The sequence below is a fragment of the Minwuia sp. genome, from assembly GCF_048007105.1.
Classification (GTDB): Bacteria; Pseudomonadota; Alphaproteobacteria; order Minwuiales; family Minwuiaceae; genus Minwuia.
The window spans coordinates 2,060,251-2,079,830 of sequence record NZ_CP180352.1; the positions used below are offsets into that span (position 1 = coordinate 2,060,251).

Sequence of the window (19,580 nt, forward strand, 5' to 3'; positions counted from 1 at the left end):
AATGCCTAGTCACGTTGACGGCAGGTCATACGGGCGGGGCCGGCGATCAGACCAGACGCTTCTCCCAGCGTCCGGCATCGGCCTGGGAGAGGCGGACCTTCATGTGCACGCCGTCCTCCAGGTCCGTCCGTTCCAGCACCTCGCCATTGCGGTGCAGCCAGGCGATGGAGGCCCCGTCGCCGGGATCGACGATGGCGCAGAGCTCGACGCGGTCGCGTGCCAGACGATCCGCAACCTCGGCCGCCAGCCGGTCCAGACCCTCGCCGGTCAGCGCCGAGATCAGCACGCCGGGATACGGCAGGCCGGCTGCTTCCTGACGGCGAATTTCCAGAAAGGGCGGCGGCAGCAGGTCCGCCTTGTTGAACACCTCGACCAGATGCGGGTTGTCCTCGGTCTCGATGCCCATGTCGGACAGGATGGCGTAGACGTCGTCCGCCTGCGCCGCCATTTCCGGGTCCGAGGCGTCGCGGACATGCAGGATGATGTCCGCTTCCATCACCTCCTCCAGCGTGGCGCGGAAGGCGGCGACCAGCTGCGTGGGCAGGTCGGCGACGAAGCCCACCGTGTCCGACATGATCACCGGCCGCCCGTCGGCCAGCTCGACGGCCCGCATGGTCGGGTCCAGGGTCGCGAACAGCAGGTCCTTGGCGAAGACGTCTGCGCCGCTGAGGCGGTTGAACAGCGTTGACTTGCCGGCGTTGGTGTAGCCGACCAGCGCGACGATGGGGTAGGGCACGTCCCGGCGCGGCTTGCGGTGCAGTTCGCGGGTCCGGCGCACCTTCTCCAGCGCCTTCTCCAGTTGCACGATGCGGTCGTCGATCAGGCGGCGGTCGATCTCGATCTGGGATTCGCCCGGACCGCCCATGAAGCCGGCGCCGCCGCGCTGCCGTTCCAGGTGGGTCCAGGACCGCACCAGGCGGCTGCGCTGGTAGGTCAGGTGGGCCAGTTCCACCTGCAGGCGGCCCTCACGCGTGCGCGCCCGCTCGCCGAAGATCTCCAGGATCAGGCCGGTGCGGTCGATGACCTTCAGCTTCGTCGCCCGTTCCAGGTTGCGCTGCTGGGTCGGCGACAGCGCGGCGTCCACGACCAGCAGTTCGAGCTCGAGCTCTTCCGCAGCCGTGGCGATCTCGTCGATCTTGCCTGCGCCGATCAGGGTCGCCGGACGCGGTGCGTTCATGCGCACCTGTTCGCTGACCACGATCTCCAGATCGATGGCGAGGCACAGCCCCTCGGCTTCGCTCAGCATGGCCGCCGGCGAGCGGCGTGCGGTCTCGGGGAAGTAAGGCGCAAGCAATGCGGTTCGGACGCGCCGCGCCCGATGATCCATACTCATTCGGTACCCTGACCGCAGTCAGGCCTCAATCCGCCTCTCCGCCCTCGAACAGGTCGATCGGGTGAGCCGGCATGACGGTCGAAATCGCGTGCTTGTAGACCAGCTGGACATGCGCGTCGCGCCGCAGCAGCACGCAGAAATTGTCGAACCAGGTGATGATGCCCTGCAGCTTGACCCCGTTGACCAGGAAAATGGTCAGCGGAACCTTGTTCTTGCGGACGTGGTTCAGGAAAACGTCTTGCACGTTTTGTGGACGTTCGCTTGCCATCTGCGTCGTTCCTATTGTTATTGCACCCTGATGCATATACGGGCGGTTGTCCGTTGTGGATCCGCTGCATCTTACGCCGGGTGATCGTTGGTCGCGGGTTATCTATGTAGCCAAGATGGTGCAGCGGAGGCAAATCGCAAGGCGTCCGTGATGCTTCCTCGCGGAAATACTTCGATCACGCGCTGATGCGGCCGGCAGCGATTTCCGTTTCGTCGCCAGACACATAGCTTTCGAAGCGTTCCATGATACCACAGGTGACGCTGCCCGGCCGGCCATTGCCGATCACGCGGTCGTCCACCTTCACCACCGGCGTCGCCATGCCGCTCGAACTCGTAAGGAACACCTCGCGAGCCGATCGCAGTTCCTCGACCGAGAAGGGGCGTTCGACGATCTCCAGCCCGGCCTCCTCGACCAGCGCCATCAGGGCAAGCCGGGTCACCCCGTTAAGGATATCGTTGCTGGCCGGCCGGGTGATCAGCCGCCCCTCCTGATCGACGATCCAGGCATTCGTGGAGCTGCCTTCTGTGATCATGCCTTCGCGGTCGTACATGAATGCCTCGTAGGCGCCGGCTTCCTTTGCCGCCTGCTTGGCCAGGCAGTTCGGCAGCAGCGAGACCGTCTTGATGTCGCGCCGCGCCCAGCGCTGGTCGGGCACCGTGATGACAGCGACCCCGGTTTCGGCGTTGGATTTCCGCGCCGCCGATGATTTCGGGCGCGCGTAGATGACCAGCGCGGAGTCCGGATCGGTCGGGAACGCATGGTCCCGCGGGGCCACCCCTCGCGTGACCTGCAGATAGACGTAGCCATTCCGGACTCGGTTGCGGCGGATCACTTCGTTGATCACCAGGTTCATCGCGCGCTCGCTCATCGGCGCGGGAATCCGCAGTTCCGAGAGGCTGCGCGCCAGCCGTTCCATGTGGCCGACGCTGTCGATCTGCTTGCCGGCGACGACGGGGATAACCTCGTAGACGCCGTCGGAGAACTGATAGCCGCGGTCCTCCACATGCACGGCGGCGGCATGATGCGCGGTGTACTGACCGTTGACGTAGGCAATGCGGTTCACGTGAAGCTGTCTCCGTTCAGCGGCCCCAGAAGGACGGGGAAAACAGGCCGAGCAGGGCCAGCAGTTCCAGCCGGCCCGCCAGCATGCCGATGATGATACCGATTTTGGGCGCAGGTGCGAGATCGGCAATGGCGATCGACTCGACGGTGACGTAGTAGGCCGCTGCTCCGGCGTTGGACAGCGCGCCGGTCGCCAGCGCCAGCGCCGTCTGCAGGTCGTATCCGGCGAGATCGATGACGACCGCAAGGATCGCGACCGACAGCATGAAGAGCATCAGGAAGTTCCAGGCGGAGCGCAGCACCGACGGTTCGACGCGGTAGCCGCCATAGGTCACCGTCGTGATGGCGTTGGGAAAGGCGAGGCGGGTCAGTTCCGCGCCGCCCTGCCGGATCAGCAGAGCGAACCGCATCAGCTTGAAGCCGCCCGCGGTCGATCCGGCCGCGCCGCCGATCATCATCAGCGTCAGCAACAGCACCGAGATGCCCGTCGGCCACATACCGACAATGATGCCGCCTTCGGTGGGCAGCCCCAGATAGCCGGTGGTCGAGGCCACGGAGGCCACGGCGAAGATCGCCCGCTCCATTCCTTCGCCCAGGCCGAGATCGGTCGCGCTCCAGACGATGAGGACCGCGAGCAGGGCCGAGATCCCGCACATGCGGCCGAAGGCCCTGATCTCGGGATCGTGGCGGTAGACCGCGAAGCGTCCGTGGAAGGCGGCCCAGTGCAGGGTGAAGTTCAGCGCGCTGCCCAGCATGAAGACGACCAGGACCCAGCGCGCGGCGGATGGCATCTCGGCGATGCCGTTGGTGCTGGTCACGAAGCCGCCGGTCGAGATGGTGCTCATGGCGTAGCAGACGGCGTGGAAGGGTTTGACACCCGTCAGCCAGAGCATCACCGCGCAGACCATGGTCAGGATCAGATAGACCCACCAGACCGCCGAGAGCGTGTCCTTGAGCCGCGAGATCAGTGCCGACGAATCGCCGGACGGTATGGCGCTGCGGTAGACGGCGAGGCCACCGAGGCCGAACAGGCCAAGCAGGACGACGGCCAGCATGATGGTCGCCAGGCCGCCGATCCACTGCAGTTCGGCCCGCCAGAACAGGATCGAGCGGGGCAGGTCTTCAGGCGTCGCGAAGACCGAGTAGCCGGTCGTCGTCAGTCCGGACATCGCCTCGAAATAGGCGTCCAGCGGGCCGACGGACGCCTCGAACGGGATGGCGGCGAAGACCGGCATCAGGGTCCAGAGCAGGACGGCGAGCAGGAACGCCTCCCGGCGGCCGGGCGACATGTTGTGGTTGCCGATCCGCGCCAGTGTCAGCGCACCGCCGACAGTCAGCACGAGCAGCGACGAGATCAGGAAGATCGCCGGCGTGTCTTCCTCGCCGAAGATGATGGCGATGCCGGCGGGAACCAGCATGCAGAAGGCGAACATGATGCATGCCCAGCCCAGTACCCTCAGGACTGCCGTGACCGCCATCTCAGGGCCCGGGATGCATCAGAAGAAGCGGAGGCCGACCGACAGCATGGACTCGAGCTTCTTCACGCTGTCGCGCAGGGCGAAGATGATCACCCGGTCCTTGCGCTGGATCAGCAGCGACCCGCGCGGCTTCAGCACCTCGTTGCCGCGGACCACGGCCCCGACGATGACGTCCGGCGGGAACTCGATCTCGCCAAGCGGCTTGCCGATCAGTCCCGAGGTCTCCAGCGCTTCCGCCTCCATGATCTCGGCGGCGCCGTCGCGCAGGGAATAGATCCGCCGGATCCGGCCGCGGCGCACATGCTGCAGAATGGACGAGACCGTCGTTGCGCGCGGGTTCACGGCGACGTCGATGCCCAGCGATCCGATCAGCGGCTCGTAGGCCCGGTTGTTGACCAGGGTGATCGCCTTCTCGCAGCCGTGCTGCTTGGCCATCAGCGAGGCAAGGATGTTGGTCTCGTCGTCATTGGTCAGGGCCACCACGGCGTGTGCGCTGGCGATGTTCGCCTCTTCCAGGATCTCGTTGTCCAGCGCACTGCCGCAGAGCACGACCGCGCTCGACAGGCGGTCTGCGACGAACTCGGCGCGCCGGCGGTCGGTCTCGATGACCTTCAGATTGACCCTGTCCTTCTCCTGTTCCAGGTCGCGGCCGAGGACCAGCCCGACATTGCCGCCGCCGATGATGACGATGCGGTGGGCGTCCTCCTCCTCGTGACCGAACAGGGGCATGGCGCGGCGGGCATGGCGCGTATCGACCACGAAATAGACGTCGTCGCCCGGGAACATCTGGTCGTCGGGCGCAGGCACGAACAGCTTTCCCGCACGCACGATCCCGGTGACGATGATGTTGAGGTTCGGAAACAGCTCGGTCAGCTGCCGCAGCGGCTGGTGCGCGATCGGGCAGTCGTCCTCGATGCGGACGCCGATCATGCGGACCTTGTCGTCGGCGAAGGGCAGCATGTCGAAGGCGCCTGGCATGTGCAGCGCGCGGTTCACGGCGTGTGCGACCTCGACTTCCGGCGAGATGATTGCGTCGATCGGCATGTGGTCGCGGGTGAACAGATGCGAGAAGGAGGGTCGCAGATAGTTCTGGGCCCGGATGCGCGCGATCTTGGTCGGCACGTTGAAGATCGAATGCGCGACCTGGCAGGCGACCATGTTCACCTCGTCGGCGAAGGTCACGGCGATCAGCATGTCCGCGTCGGGCGCGCCGGCGCGGTCCAGCATGTCGGGATGGGAGGCGAAGCCGACCAGGCCCTGTACGTCGTAGGCCTCGCTGATCCGCCGGATCAGCTCGGGGGACTGGTCGATGATCGTCACGTCGTTCTGTTCTTCCGCCAGATGGCGGGCGATGTTCGAACCGACCTGACCTGCGCCGCAGACGATGACTTTCATGGCGGCGAAACTACAGCGATTTCGCGGGGCGGGGAACCTGCGTCGAGGCGGGACTCAGCGGGAGCGTTCGGGGCCCACGCCCAGCAGCTTGAGCTTCCGGTGCAGCGCAGAGCGCTCCATCCCCACGAATGCCGCAGTCTTTGTGACGTTGCCGCCGAAACGCTCGATCTGCGACAGCAGGTACTCACGCTCGAAAATTTCGCGCGCCTCGCGGAGCGGCAGCGACATGATCTCCTGACCGGTTTCCGGACGCAGCGAGGCCGGGCCCGCGCCCGTCAGTTCGGACGGCAGCATCTCGATGGAGATCGGCGTCTTCGAATCGCCGGGCGCCATGATCAGCAGCTGCTCGATCACGTTCTTGAGCTGCCGCGCATTGCCGGGCCAGTCATGGGTCTGCAGCGTGGTCAGCGCAGCCTCGTCGATGATGCGGGCCGGCAGACCGGCGGCGTCGGCAGACCGCTGGATGAAGTAGCGGACCAGCGCCGGAATGTCCTCGCGCATCGCCCTGAGCGGCGGCGTCTCGATCGGCACGACGTTCAGCCGGTGATAGAGGTCGCTGCGGAACCGCCCCTCCGCCACCTCGGTCTGGAGTTCGCTGCTGCTCGAGGACAGTACCCGCACATCGACATGGACCGGCCGGGCGCCGCCGACGCGCTCGAAGGTCTGGTCGAGCAGCACGCGCAGGATCTTGTTCTGAGTCTGGACGGGCATGTCGGCAACCTCGTCCAGATAGAGCGTGCCGCCATGGGCCTGTTCCAGCAGCCCGATCTTGCGGGACTGGATATGGCCCTCCGAGGGCGGCTCCTCGCCGAATAGCTCCAGTTCCATGCGCGCCGGTTCGATGGTCGCCGAGTTGACCACGACGAAAGGGCCGCCAGAGCGTTTGGACAGCGCATGGATGCGGCGGGCGACGACCTCCTTGCCGGAGCCAGGCGGGCCGGAGATCAGTACGCGGCTGTTGGTCGGGGCCACCTTCTCGATCTGGGAGCGCAGATTGCCGATGGCATTGGAGGCACCGATCAGCGCCGCTTCGCCGCCGGCGCGCAGGCGCAGCTCGGCGTTCTCCCGGCGCAGCCTCGCGGTCTCCAGCGCCCGCTGGACGATCAACACCAGCCGGTCGGTCTGGAAGGGCTTCTCGATGAAATCGTAGGCGCCGCGCTGGATGGCCGCGACGGCGGTCTCGATGGTGCCATGGCCGCTGATCATGACAATCGGGATATCCGGCAGGCGCTCGCTCATCACGTCGAGCAGTTCGAGGCCGTCAAGGCGGCTGCCCTGCAGCCAGATGTCGAGGATCAGCAGCGCCGGTGCGCGGTCCGCGACGGCGGCCAGGGCACTGTCTGAATCGCCGGCCGTGCGTGTCTCGTAGCCCTCGTCCGAGAGAATGCCGGAAACCATCGTCCGGATGTCGGCTTCGTCATCGACGATGAGTACGTCAAGCGCCATTTGCTGCCCAGGATCCCGTAATCATTCCGCCGCGGCTTCTCCCGTCCGGGTCTCGGCGAACGGGAAGGTCAGGGTTACCCGGGCGCCGGCGCCTTCGCGCCTGTCTCCCAGATGCAACGTTCCCGCATGATCCTCGACAATCTTGCGGACGATCGCCAGGCCCAGACCTGTCCCCTTATCTCTGGTGGTGACGTAGGGTTCGGTCAAGCGGTCGCGTTCTTCGGCCGGCAGGCCAACACCATTGTCCGTGACTGTGATCACCGCAGCATCGGTGTTGCATATCAGTTTCACCTCGATCCGGCCCGGCGCGGCATCGTCGGGCCGCCGTTCGATGGACTCGCAGGCGTTGTTGAGCACATTGGTCATGACCTGTCCGAACTGCCGGGCGTCGCAGGTCAGCATGGCCGGTTCCGGCGGCAGGTCGGTGGCGATCTCGACCTCCGCATGGGCGACCTGGACCGGGAAAACGCTCTGCTTGATCAGTTCCGACAGGTTTTCCAGCTTCATGCTGGGCGCCGGCATCCGGGCGAAGGCTGAGAACTCCTCGATCATCCGCCCGATATCGCCGACCTGCCGGACGATGGTGTCCGTGCATTGCTGGAAGATCTCGCGGTCCTCTTCCTCCTCGATCCGCTTCAGATATCGCCGCTTCAGGCGCTCTGCCGACAGCTGGATCGGGGTCAGCGGGTTCCGGATCTCGTGCGCGATGCGCCGGGCCACATCTGCCCAGACGGCTGTGCGCTGCGCCGCGACCAGCGCGGATATGTCGTCGAAGGTGACGACGAAGCCCAGAACCTCCTTGTCGCGCCGTTCCGTGCTGACGCGCGTGAAGAAGATCCGCCGTTCGTCCTCGACCTGGATCGTGATCTCGCCTTCGGCGACCCGGTGGGGGCGCGCCTCGGCCTGACGGACCAGATCGGCCATTTCCGGCACGGCCTCCACCAGCGGGCGGCCGACGAGATCGGTGATCTGCAGCCCGAGCAAGCGGCTGGCCGAGCGGTTCGGCACGTCGACGATGCCCGCCTCGTCCGTGCCGATGACCCCGGCGCTGACGCCGGAGAGCACCGTTTCCATGAACCGGCGCCGTTCCTCCAGCGCCCGGTTGGCGCGGACCAGTTCGCCCTGCTGGCTTTCCAGCTGCCGGGCCATGCGGTTGAAGGTGCGCCCCAGCATGTCGATCTCGTCGTCCTCGCCGGATGTGATCACCCGTGCGCGGAGGTCGCCGTCCCGGATCGTTTCAGCCGCCTCGACGACGCCGCCGAGACGCACAGAAATCCGGGTCGAGAAGTTGAGCGCCAGCCAGACGGCCGCGAGCATCAGCAGGACTGCGACGACGATGAACAGGACGACGAAGGTGAACTCGTAGCTGAACCGCTGTGCGGCCAGGCGTTCGTACTCACCGGCAGCCTGCTGGGCGCGCTCGACCTGGGCGGCGACGCTCGGCTCCACGAAACGGGCGATGTAGAGATAGACCCGATAGGCGCCCAGGAAGCCGTCCAGCTGCACCAGCGCCCCGGACTTGCCGGTCGAGGTCAGTTCGCCGCCGGCCGAGAGCGTGTCCTCGACCCTCGGGAATGAGACCACGTTGCCCTCGTCCGCTTCCTCGATGGCCGAAATGGGTAGCTGTTCTGCCAGCGTGTCGAAGGTCAGGCTGGTCCGGGCCAGCACGGTGCCGGTGCGGTCGAAGACCATGGCCTCGCTGAGGCCGCGCGCGCCGGCCTGGGTGGTGATCAGGCGCGTCAGCAGCGCCGGATCGCCCTGGACCTGCGAGGCGACGCGGTTCAGGTCCTGGGCCATCGCCAGCACGTCCGCCCGCACGGTTGCGCGGTGCTCCTGGATCAGCTTTTCGGCGATGGCGACGGATTCCGAGACGGCCTTCTGCGCCCGGTCGGAGAAGAAGCCCTCGATTCGCAGATCGAAGAACAGCATCGAGAAGCCGGCCACCAGCACGGCGGGGATGATCGCCGCGCCCGCGAACAGCGACGCCAGCCGCATGTGCAGCCCGGCGCCGGCGCGGCCATCGCGGTGCGCTGTCCAGATCGACCAAACACGCCGAGTGATCGCCACCGCCAGAAGCGCCAGCACGGCGAGGTCGAACAGGATGATCCCGGACGGGATGTCGGAAATGGACTTGGGCGGCGTTTCGGATCCGAACAGAGCGCCGTAGGTCAGGGCGCCGGCAAGCAGCGCCATGGCGGCAAGCGCGAAAATGCCGCCGCGGCCGAACTCGACCCGAAGAAGGCGGTCTCTCGTGGACGTGCGTTGCTCCGGCGCGGCGCGACCGGCGGTGTCTGTCATGTCGAATCCGTCCGCATGGGCCACGTCAATATAAACATCCGGCGGAGCCGCTGCATCCGCCGAGTTTCTTGATCCGGGACCGAGGCGGGGCCATTCTTCCGGTCATGAACATCCAGTCAGACATGAAAGCTGCGCCGACGGGTTCCGGCGCGGCCAATCCGGGCAATGTCGCAGGCGACATGCACGGGCGGAATTTCTTCGAGTTCGATCACAGCCTGAGGGACCTGCTCACCCTCTACTGCCCGGATGATCTGCGTGAGCACATGTGGCCGCACTGGCAGCGGCTCGGCGAGATCGCGGGCAACCGGCTGAACGACCTCGCGATGACAGCGGACAAGCATCCGCCGGTGCTGCATCCGCGGGACCGCTTCGGCCGCGACGAGGGCTGGATCGAACATCATCCGGCCTATGCCGAGATGGAGGAGATCGCGCTCGGCCAGTTCGGCCTGCATGCGATGAGCCACATGCCCGGTGTCCTCGACTGGCCGGCGCCGGTGCCGCCGATCGCCAAGTATGCCTTCACCTATCTCTATGTGCAGGCCGAGTTCGGGCTGATGTGCCCGATCAGCCTGTCGGATACGGGTCTGGCCATGATGAAGCGCTTCGGCGACGACTTCATCCAGCAGAACTACGTCAACCGGATGCTGACGACAGATCTGAGCGGCCTGTTCCGGGCGGCGCAGTTCATGACCGAGAAACCGGGCGGATCCGACGTCGGACGCGTGGAGACGGTGGCGCGGGATTGCGGCGATCACTGGGAGCTGTCGGGCGAGAAGTGGTTCTGTTCGAACCCGCATGCCGATGTGGCGCTGCTGCTGGCGCGACCGGAAGGAGCTGCGCGGGGCACAAAGGGTCTCGGCATGTTCGTGATGCCGAAGATCCTGCCCGACGGCAGCCGCAACCGCTACCGGATCGCGCGGCTGAAGGACAAGCTGGGCACCAAGTCGATGGCGTCGGGCGAGATCCTGCTGGACGGGGCCACCGCGTTTGTCCTGGGTGACGTGAACAACGGCATCAAGCAGATGATGGAGCAGGTGAATCTCTCCCGCCTGTCCCACGGCGTGCGCGCCGCGGCGATGATGCGGCGCTGCTACAACGAGGCGCTTGTCGCCTCGCGGGAGCGGCAGGCCTTCGGGCAGGCCGTCGCCGACATGCCGCTGGCTCAGCGGCAACTGATGAAGCTGCTGGTGCCCACCGAACAGGCGCTGTCGATGTATGCCTATGTCGCGCGCAATCTCGGCGATGCGCAGGCTGGCGACGCCGAGGCCCGCACCCGCGTCCGCCTCGCGACGGGCCTCTTCAAGTTCCGCGCCTGCCGCGACAACCCGCCGGTCGCCACCGGCTCGATGGAGATGCGTGGCGGCAACGGGTACATCGAGGACTTCATCGGACCACGCCTGATCCGCGACGCACAGATCGGACTGCTCTGGGAAGGCACCAGCAACATCAACGGGCTGGACGTGCTGAACCGCGCCGTCGCCAAGGTCGGCGCGCATGAGGCGCTGAAGGCGGATCTCGATGAACGGCTGCAGTCCACCAACGCGCTTCCGGCGTCGTTGCGCGACTGCGTGGGCGCTGCGGTCGGCCGCGCGGTCGCGCTGGCGGACGAGGTCGCGCGGCGCGGCGACGAGACCCAGGCCCGCAAGGTCTCGACCGCGCTCTATCACGCGACGACGGCGGCCCTGATGGCCTGGGAAGGGGCGACGCTGGGTGCGCGGGGCGGCGATGCCCGCCGCCTGTTGCTGGCCCGGATGGTGCTCGATCACCGGCTCACGCCGCGCGATCCGCTCGATATCGAGGATACGAGCTTCGACCGACGGGCAGCCGCCGCGCTGCTTTCCGACAATCCGGTGCCGCTGGGGGACGCGGTCGACATGCTGACGGCCTGACGGTTGGACATCCGGGACAGGGAACTCGACGAGGCGCGATCCCGCCTCCGGCCGGATCCGGCCATCATCCGCTTCAAGCGCGGACTGGTCGAACGCTACGGCGAGATGCGCGCCTCGGTATTCACGACCGCCGTCATCACCGTCGTCTCGTTTGCGGTCAGTCTGGTGGTCTACGAGATCATCGGCCTGGATTATGTGAACCACCCGGTGGCCATCGTCATGCCGATCGTGCTGCCGATCCTCACCGCCTTTCCGACGACCTACATCATTCATCGCCTCGCGGCAGGGGTGATCGAGCGTGAGGCGGTGAACGAGATCCAGCGCCGCCGGCTCGCGGAACTCGCCACCGAGGCAGAGCGCCAGAAGGAAGCGGCGGAGACGGCGAGCCGGGCCAAGTCGTCGTTGCTGGCGAACATGAGCCACGAACTGAGGACGCCGCTGAACGCCATCATCGGGTTCTCGGATATCTTCCAGGGCGACAATGTCGACCGGCTGAGCCGGGAGCAGCTTCACCAGTACGCTGCCGACATCAACATCAGCGGACGGCATCTGCTGGCGCTGGTCAACGACCTGCTGGAACTGGCCCGCATCGAACGCGGCAGCCGGGAGTTCACCACGGAAGCCGTATCCCTGCCGGAGAAGATCGAGGAGGTCGTCCGCATCATGCGGACCCAGGCCGACGAGGCCGGAGTCCGGCTTCTGACCGACGACGAGGCCGGGTCCCTGACGGCGATGACCGACGACCGGGCGCTGCGCCAGATGCTGCTGAACCTGGTCTCGAATGCCGTGAAGTTCACGCCGGAGGGGGGCGAGGTCCGCATCACTGCGGGCGTCAAGGACGGAAACGCCTATGTCCGCGTCGCCGACACGGGCATCGGCATCCCTGAGTCCGATCTCGACAGCATTTTCGAGCCCTTCAGCCAGGTCGACAACTCCCTGACGCGCCGGAAGACCGGCTCCGGGCTGGGGCTGGCGCTGGTCCGGACCATGATCGAGCAGCAGGGCGGCCGTGTCACGGTCGTCAGCCAGGAAAACTCCGGCTCGACCTTTACCCTTTATTTCGCGGGCAGCGAGGCGCCGGATCTCGATCTGGCGGCCGAGTAGGCCTCCCTAGGCCAGCCACTCCTTCAGGCGGCGGGCGGCTTCTTCCATCTCCTCCGGCATCCCGGCAAAGGAGAAGCGGACATGCTGGTGGCCGCGGACAGGGTCGAAATCGGTGCCTGGGGTCGCGGCGATCCCGGTTTCCGCCAGCATCCGCTTGCAGAACTCGATGGAGTCGTTCGTCAGCCGGCTGACGTCAGCGTAGATGTAGAAGGCCCCGTCCGCCGGCGCCATCCGGTCGAGCCCGGCCTTCGGCAACTCCCGGAGAAGGATCTCCCGGTTTTTCCGGTAGCGCTCCACATTTTCTTCCAGTTCGTCGATGCAGTCGAAGGCGGCGATGGCCCCCAACTGCGAATGCGTCGGCGCGGAAATGAAGTGGTTCTGGGCCAGGCATTCGATGGAGTTGTGCAGATCCTCGGGAACGACCATCCATCCCAGCCGCCAGCCGGTCATGCAGAAGTATTTCGAGAAGCTGTTGATGACGATGACGCGGTCCGACAGCGACGCCGCGGTGACCGCCGGGCCATTGTAGGTGATGCCGTGATAGATCTCGTCGACGATCAGCCGCATGTTCCGACCGTCGCAGTAGCTGATCAGGTCCCGCATCGCTTCGGTGTCGATCATCGTGCCTGTCGGGTTTGCCGGTGTCGCGACAAGCAGCGCTGCGAGCGGCCCTTCGACCTTCTCGAGCAGTTCCGGAGTGGGCTGAAAGGCCGTCTCCTCACCGGTCGGGACGCCCACCGCCTCGATATCCAGGGATGCGAGGATGTTCCGGTAGGCCGGATAGCCGGGTTCGGCGATCGCAATTCGGTCTCCGGCATCCATGCAGGCGAGGAAGGAGAGCAGAAAGGCCCCGGAAGACCCTGTGGTCACGACGATCCGTTCCGCCGGAATGCGGACGCCGTAATAGTCCCGGTAATGCCGTGCAATGGCGGTCCGGAGTTCCGGGATGCCGCAGGAATCCGTATAGCCCAGATGATCGATGCCGATCGCATGCGCCGCCGCCTCCCGGACGGCGCCGGGCGCGCCCGTCGAGGGCTGGCCGACTTCCAGATGCACGATATCCTGCCCCGACGCCTCACGCGCAGCCGCGGCCTTCATCACTTCCATCACGTAGAACGGCGAAATCGCGCCGCGCCTTGACACTTTCATGCCTTGATCAGCTTCCATAGTCTGTGACGAGCCCGGACCAGGGCCCAGCTGGAGAGTAGCAAGCCTTGCGTATCAAACACCGTATCCTGCCACTGATCCTGATCGTGCTGATGGGGGTGGGCGCAACTGCGTCGCGCGCCCAGCAGAAGGATCTGTCCATCGTTCGAGATGCAGAAATAGAGCATATTCTGTCCGTCTACGCCAAGCCGCTGTTCGAAGCGGCCGGGCTCCATCCCGGCGCAGTGAAGGTCTATCTGGTCCAGGATGACACGCTGAATGCCTTCGTTGCCGGGGGGCAGCGCATCTTCGTTTTCACCGGTCTGATCCTCGCGACACGCTCGCCCGGCGAGCTCGTCGGCGTACTCGCGCACGAGACCGGCCACATCCGCGGCGGCCATCTGTCGCGGACCCGCGACGCCATCTCCAATGCCCAGGCTATCTCGATCGTCGCGGCCCTGCTCGGCGGCCTCGCGGCGGCGGCAAGCGGCCGTGGCGACGCCGCCGGCGCCGGCGTGCTGGGTGGATCGGCCTTCGGCACGCAGTTCTTCCTCGAATACTCGCGGACCCAGGAGTCGGCTGCGGACCAGGCGGCGATCAAGCTGATGGAGCGGACCGGCTGGTCACCCCGGGGCATGGTCGATTTCCTGCGCGTGCTGGATGCCCAGGAGCTGATGTTGGGGCAGCGCGGCAACCCCTACCTGCGCAGCCACCCTGTCGGCTATGAGCGCATACAGGCGCTGGAGCATCTGATCGACCAGTCGCCGATGCGCGATACGCCGGTCCCGCCGGAACTGGTCCGTGCGCACGAGATGATGCAGGCGAAGCTGTTCGGCTTCACGCGGTCGCCGTCAGCGACGTTCCAGAAATGGCCGGAGAGCGACAGATCGGATGCCGCACTCTATGCGCGGTCGGTGGCCTACATGCAGCAGGCGCGCACCGACCAGGCGCTGGCGGAACTGCGTCCGCTGATCGAGAAGGAACCGGAGAACCCCTATTTCCACGAACTCGAGGGTCAGATCCTGCTTGAAGGGGGGCGGGTGCAGGACAGCCTGCCGCCGCTCCGCCGGGCGCTGGAGATCTCACGACATGAAACCATCGCGGTGTTGCTGGCGCAGGCGCTGATCGGGCTGCAGACCGACGAGGCCAACAGGGAAGCCGTCGGGATACTGGAGCAGGCGGTCCGCACCGATCCGGACATGCCCGCCGCGTGGCAGCAGCTTGCGGTCGGCTACGGCCGGAACGGCAATCTCGGCAAGTCGGCTCTCGCCAGCGCGGAACTCTACTACCGGTCCGGCCAGGTCAAGTTCGCGCGCGAACAGGTGGTGCGGGCAAAGGGGCTTCTCGATCCCGGCTCGCCGGACTATTTCCGCGCACAGGACATCGAGTTCGCCCTGGACGATCTGGAACGCAGGGCCGACTGACGGTTTCACGCCGTCGTGGGTTGCACCGGTCCGTTGCGCAAGGCATTGAACCGGAAGTCATTCAGGAGAACCGATCTCATGCAGCTGATTTTCCGCCTTCTGCTGACGGCAGTACTGGCCGCCGGTCTGGCGCGCGGCGTTCTTGCCGACGACACGGCCGCCGCCAAGGGGCTCACCCCGGCCGAAGTCGAGAAGATCGTGCATGAGTACCTGATGAAGCACCCTGAGGTTATCGTCGAGTCGCTGCAGCGCTTTCAGGAGCGCCAGGACATGGCAGAGGCCGAGCGCGCAAAGGCCATGCTGGCGGCGCACCGCGACCGCCTGGACGATCCCACCGGCCGCTTCACCGCCGGCAATCCGGACGGCGACGTCACCATCGTCGAGTTCTTCGACTACCGCTGTGGCTACTGCAAGCGCGTGATGCCGTCCCTGTTCGACGAGGTGGCGAAGGATGGCGGCGTGAAGCTGGTGTTCAAGGAGTTCCCCGTTCTGGGCGAGGATTCGGTGCGTGCCGCCCGCGCGGCCATCGCCGCGGCGCGTCAGGACCGCTACTACGACATGCACCTGGCCCTGATGCAGACGCGCGGCGATCTCTCGGAGCAGAAGATCATGTCGATCGCCGGCGATCTGGGACTCGACACGGCGAAGCTGAAGGACGACATGCGTGCGCCGGAAGTCGAGGAAGAACTCGCCCGCAACTACGAACTGGCGCAGATCCTGAACATCCGCGGCACGCCGGGCTTCGTCATCGGCGACGAGCTTGTGCCGGGCGCGATCAGCGCGCAGCAGTTCCGCGACCTGATCCAGCGGGCCCGCGACGCCAGGGGCTGAGCCCGCGGTTCAGCCCCGGCGCTGCTCCAGTGCGATCCCTGCGGCGTAGAGCTTCTCGATGGCGTCGTCGTCCAGCCCCGCTTCCTTCAGGATCTGGCGGCCCTGTGCGCCGAAGCCCGGCGGGATGGAACGGACCTCGCCCGGCGTCCGCGACAGCTTCACGGGGATGCCGGTACCGGTATAGCCGTCCTTCTCCACGACCATCTCGCGGGCGATCGTGTGCGGATGCTTCGCCACATCGGGCACGGTCAGCGCCGCGCCTGCGGGCACGCCCGATTTCAGCAGCTTCGTGGCCAGTTCCATGCCGTCCCATTCGGCGCAGAGCGGACCCAGGATGTCGCCCAGCTCGTTGCGGTTCACCGAGCGGTCGGCATTGTGGGTGAAGCGTGGATCGTCGGCGACCTCGGGCTTGCCGAGAATTTCCATCAGGCGCCGGAACTGCCGGTCGTTGCCGATGGCCAGAAACACCTCCCGGCCCTTCGTCGGAAACAGGTCGTAGGGATAGACGTTCGGGTGCTTGTTGCCGGTCAGCTTGGGCGCATTGCCGGACTGGAAGAAGTTCGGGGCGTGCGGATGCTGCAGCGCCCAGCCGCAGTCGAACAGCGTCGCCTCGATGAACTGGCCCAGGCCGGAACGCTGCCGTTCGTGGAGTGCGGCGAGGATGCCGATGGCCGCGTAGAGGCCGGTGCCGAGATCGACCAGCGGAATGCCGAGCCGGATGGCGCCCGACTCATCTGAGCCGTTGACCGACAGCAGGCCGTTCCAGGCCTGGATTGCGGCGTCGTAGCCGGGCTGGCCGCCGAAGGGGCCGTTGCCACCGAAGCCGGAGATCTGGCAGTGGACCAGCTTCGGGAACCGCTTCGACAGCACGTCGTGATAGCCGATGCCCCATTTCTCGAGGCTGCCCGGCTTGAAGTTCTCCATCAGAACGTCGGCGCCTTCCAGCAGGGTCATCAGGACCTCGCGGCCCTCCTGGACGCCGAGATCCAGGCCGAGGGAGCGCTTGTTGCGGTTCACGCCCGAGAAGTAGGCCGACAGGCCGTCCTTGAAGGGCGGACCCCAGTCGCGGGTCTCGTCGCCCTGCGGCGGTTCCAGCTTGACCACGTCGGCGCCGTGGTCGGCGAGGATCTGTGCGCAGTAGGGGCCGCCCAGCACCCGCGTCAGATCGATGACCTTCAGGCCGTCCAGTGCACCCATGTGCCGTCCCCTTCTAGGATTTGCCGAGTTCGCGACCGCGTTCCGCAGCGGCGGCGACGGCGCGCGTCATCAGTTGCTGCAGACCGTCGGCGCCCATCAGCACCTCCAGCGCGGCGGCGGTCGTGCCGCCGGGGCTGGTGACATTGACGCGCAGCTGCGCCGGATCGTCGTCGGCGTCGCGCGCCAGCGCTCCAGCGCCGTAGACCGTCTGCAGCGCCAGCTGTTTCGCCAGCTCTTCGGGCAGGCCGGCCTCGACGCCGGCCTTGCCCAGCGTCTCGATCAGGTGGAAGACATAGGCCGGACCGGAGCCGGAGACGGCGGTCACCGCATCCATCAGCGCCTCGTCCTCGATCCAGGCGACCTCGCCGACCGCCGACAGCAGCGCCGTGGCGCGCTCCCGCATGGCGTCCGTGACATTGCCGTTCGGGCAGGCCACCACCATGCCCTTCGCCACCGCTGCGGGCGTGTTGGGCATGGTCCGGACAATGGCCGCATCGTGGCCCAGTTCGTCCTCGAAGAAATCGATGGTAGTGCCGGCGGCGATCGACAGGAACTGGGTCTCGGGCGACTTGAAGCGCTTGTAGGCGGGTATGACCTTGGCCATCTGCTGCGGCTTGACGGCGAAGATCACGCAATCGGGCGCGAAATCCTCGGGGATGCCGTCGGCCGTGTTGACTGCGCAGACGCCGGTCTCGTTCAGCTTGCCGCGCAGCGTCTCTTCCGGCTCGATGACCACGACGCTTTCGGGGTCGGTGCCCTCGGCGATCCAGCCCTGCAGCATGGCGCCGCCCATCTTGCCGCATCCGACCAGAAGCAGTCCTTCGGCCATGACGTTTCCTCCCCCAGTTGGTGCGTCAGATCTCGACGAAATCCGAGCAGTACGGGTTCATCTTGCGCTCGTTTCCGAAGGTCGAGGTGTCGCCGTGACCCGGCACGAAGGTCACGTGGTCGCCCAGCGGCCAGAGCTTCTCGCGGATCGAGGTGATCAGCTGCTTGTGGTTGCCCTTCGGAAAATCCGTGCCGGCCGACGGAGCCGCGGAACAGCACGTCGCCGACGATGGCGATCTTCGAGGGCTCGTGGAAGAAGATGACGTGGCCCGGCGTGTGGCCGGGGCAGTGGCGGACGTCCAGCGTCATGCCGCCGACCGTCACGGTGTCGCCGTCCTCCAGCCAGCGGTCGGGGGTGAAGGAGCGGGCGGTGATGCCGTAGCGCGACCCCTGCTCGTCCAGCCGGTCGATCCAGAAGGTCTCTTCCTTCTGCGGTCCCTCGACCGGAATGCCGAGTTCCTCAGACAGTTCGGCGACGGCGCCGGCATGATCCATGTGGCCATGGGTGACCAGGATCTTCTCCAGCTTGACCCCGTGCTTCTCCGCGACAGCCAGCAACTGTTCCTTGTCGCCGCCCGGATCGGTCAGCGCGCCGACCATCGTCTCCGGATTCCAGATGACGCAGGCGTTCTGACGGAACGGCGTGACGGGGCAGATGGCGACTTTCATGGACGGACCTCGCGGAACGGAAACGGACGCCCCCGGAATTGATCCGAAGGCGTCCGTCCTGTCAAATCCGTCGAGGCGTGAGGGTCAGGCGGCGGCCTGGTGGCCGACGATGATGCGGTTGTCGTCTTCGGTGTAGAACACCTTCGCGATGTCCTGGTTCTTCTGCAGAATCTCGGCGCGCAGCGCGATCGGATATTTGGACACCGACCGATAATATCGATCCATCGAGAGAGAGCTGCCGACATATTTCGAGAAGACCTTGGACTCGTGGCCTTCTCCCTCGCCAGCGAGGTCGATCTCCGGCAGACCGAGATGATCCCGGACCTGCTTCAGGATCAGGTCGCGGTTCAGCAGCATGTCCTCGAATTTCACGAACAGCGTGGCGTCCATGATCTCCTGATCGTCGAAGGGGAAATGCGCGAACGGGTTCCGGTACAGCTTGGTCGCGTAGTCCATGTTGCTGTAGCGGTCCATCAGCGAGGCGATGGCCGTCACCGGATGACGCACCATGAAGATGAATTTCGCGTCCGGGAAGATCGTCATGATGGCCCTGGCCCGCAGCGCGTTGTCCGGCGTCTGTTCGCCGAACACGGTGGCGTCGGCGCCCACGAAGGCCGCGAACTCGGCATACATCGCCGCCACCGTCCGGGCCCAGGTCGGATTGGCCGGGTCGTAAGCGGCCATGTAGCGATCGTAGTCGAACGCCTCGACGTAGGTCTTCTGGGACAGGACGTCCTTGGTGACATCCGAACGCGAGGAGAACACCAGGTTCTCGTAGAAGCAGAACTGATAGAACGACTTGTGTAGGAAGGGCGTGACCGGAACCTTCGCGAGGAAGGTCTCGAAGTCGTCGCAATGGCGCTTGTCCACACCTTCGAACTCGCCGCCCTGTGCCAGCACCCGCTGGACCAACGAGAACAGGTTGAAGAGCCGGGTCATGACCATGGTGGCCTGCACCGCGCAGACGTCCGGCATCGAGTCCATCGTCGCACCGGTCACCGTGGTACCGCTGCGCTCGGATCCCATGATGAAGAAGTCGATCTTGTCGATGGCCGGCATTTCGTGCGCTCCAGGTCTCTTGTCCGTCATGCGGGAGCCTGACCGGACAGGGTAAATTCGCGGTTAACAGAGGATGGCGGCCGGTCACGGCGTGATGGCTGCCGCGTTTTCGGGCATTCGCGCCAAGGTTGGCTTTGCCAAGCCCGGTCCAAT

Annotated in this window: 15 protein-coding genes and 1 pseudogene; 4 read left to right on the plus strand and 12 right to left on the minus strand. The window is 66.0% G+C overall.

All coding sequences use genetic code 11. The annotated features are described in order from the left end of the window. Positions 1-46: 46 nt before the first annotated feature. From hflX to ACMVY4_RS10010, 7 genes are all read right to left on the minus strand, one after another. Entirely contained in the window at positions 47-1,327 is a 1,281-nt protein-coding gene (hflX, locus tag ACMVY4_RS09980; protein ID WP_416900294.1) for a GTPase HflX, read from the minus strand. A 31-nt stretch (positions 1,328-1,358) separates the two neighbouring features. Further along, a complete protein-coding gene (hfq, locus tag ACMVY4_RS09985) occupies positions 1,359-1,601 on the minus strand; it encodes an RNA chaperone Hfq (RefSeq protein ID WP_416899999.1) in 243 nt (80 codons plus the stop codon). A gap of 175 nt (positions 1,602-1,776) precedes the next feature. Next, positions 1,777-2,664, minus strand: coding sequence for a D-amino-acid transaminase (locus tag ACMVY4_RS09990; RefSeq protein WP_416900000.1), 888 nt, complete (start codon positions 2,662-2,664; stop codon positions 1,777-1,779). A 16-nt stretch (positions 2,665-2,680) separates the two neighbouring features. Beyond that, entirely contained in the window at positions 2,681-4,141 is a 1,461-nt protein-coding gene (locus tag ACMVY4_RS09995) for a TrkH family potassium uptake protein (RefSeq protein WP_416900001.1), read from the minus strand. 18 nt (positions 4,142-4,159) lie between these two features. Continuing rightward, positions 4,160-5,536 (minus strand): Trk system potassium transporter TrkA, encoded by a 1,377-nt coding sequence (gene trkA, locus ACMVY4_RS10000; protein WP_416900002.1) that lies wholly within the window; start codon positions 5,534-5,536, stop codon positions 4,160-4,162. Positions 5,537-5,590: 54 nt separating this feature from the next. Continuing rightward, positions 5,591-6,982: a sigma-54-dependent transcriptional regulator gene (locus ACMVY4_RS10005; protein WP_416900003.1), complete on the minus strand. Its 1,392-nt coding sequence runs from the start codon at positions 6,980-6,982 to the stop codon at positions 5,591-5,593. A gap of 21 nt (positions 6,983-7,003) precedes the next feature. Further along, a complete protein-coding gene (locus ACMVY4_RS10010; RefSeq protein WP_416900004.1) occupies positions 7,004-9,280 on the minus strand; it encodes an ATP-binding protein in 2,277 nt (758 codons plus the stop codon). Positions 9,281-9,384: 104 nt separating this feature from the next. On the opposite strand from ACMVY4_RS10010, the gene ACMVY4_RS10015 reads away from it, so the two are divergent. Together ACMVY4_RS10015 and ACMVY4_RS10020 are read left to right on the plus strand one after the other, a co-directional pair. Further along, complete coding sequence (locus ACMVY4_RS10015) at positions 9,385-11,169, plus strand: acyl-CoA dehydrogenase family protein (RefSeq protein WP_416900005.1); 1,785 nt, start codon at positions 9,385-9,387, stop codon at positions 11,167-11,169. Between the two features lie 3 nt (positions 11,170-11,172). Beyond that, the gene (locus ACMVY4_RS10020; RefSeq protein WP_416900006.1) at positions 11,173-12,273 is read left to right on the plus strand and encodes a sensor histidine kinase; all 1,101 of its coding nucleotides are present in this window, start codon (positions 11,173-11,175) and stop codon (positions 12,271-12,273) included. Between the two features lie 6 nt (positions 12,274-12,279). On the opposite strand, the gene ACMVY4_RS10025 is transcribed toward ACMVY4_RS10020, so the two are convergent. Further along, positions 12,280-13,422: a pyridoxal phosphate-dependent aminotransferase gene (locus ACMVY4_RS10025; protein ID WP_416900007.1), complete on the minus strand. Its 1,143-nt coding sequence runs from the start codon at positions 13,420-13,422 to the stop codon at positions 12,280-12,282. A 65-nt stretch (positions 13,423-13,487) separates the two neighbouring features. Here ACMVY4_RS10025 and ACMVY4_RS10030 point away from each other — a divergent pair, with 65 nt between their 5' ends. Both ACMVY4_RS10030 and ACMVY4_RS10035 read left to right on the plus strand, forming a co-directional pair. Beyond that, positions 13,488-14,843, plus strand: a complete 1,356-nt coding sequence (locus tag ACMVY4_RS10030) for a M48 family metalloprotease (RefSeq protein WP_416900008.1) — start codon at positions 13,488-13,490, stop codon at positions 14,841-14,843. Positions 14,844-14,921: 78 nt separating this feature from the next. Next, entirely contained in the window at positions 14,922-15,674 is a 753-nt protein-coding gene (locus ACMVY4_RS10035; RefSeq protein ID WP_416900009.1) for a DsbA family protein, read from the plus strand. A 9-nt stretch (positions 15,675-15,683) separates the two neighbouring features. Here ACMVY4_RS10035 and ACMVY4_RS10040 read toward each other — a convergent pair whose 3' ends face one another. From ACMVY4_RS10040 to ACMVY4_RS10055, 4 genes and pseudogenes are all read right to left on the minus strand, one after another. Then, on the minus strand, positions 15,684-16,871 hold the full coding sequence (locus tag ACMVY4_RS10040) for a CaiB/BaiF CoA transferase family protein (protein ID WP_416900010.1): 1,188 nt from the start codon (positions 16,869-16,871) through the stop codon (positions 15,684-15,686). 13 nt (positions 16,872-16,884) lie between these two features. Next, positions 16,885-17,700, minus strand: coding sequence for a pyrroline-5-carboxylate reductase (proC, locus tag ACMVY4_RS10045; RefSeq protein WP_416900011.1), 816 nt, complete (start codon positions 17,698-17,700; stop codon positions 16,885-16,887). Positions 17,701-17,725: 25 nt separating this feature from the next. Further along, positions 17,726-18,368: pseudogene (locus ACMVY4_RS10050) on the minus strand (MBL fold metallo-hydrolase). Between the two features lie 84 nt (positions 18,369-18,452). Next, positions 18,453-19,427: a sulfotransferase family protein gene (locus ACMVY4_RS10055; RefSeq protein ID WP_416900012.1), complete on the minus strand. Its 975-nt coding sequence runs from the start codon at positions 19,425-19,427 to the stop codon at positions 18,453-18,455. Between the last annotated feature and the right edge of the window lie 153 nt (positions 19,428-19,580).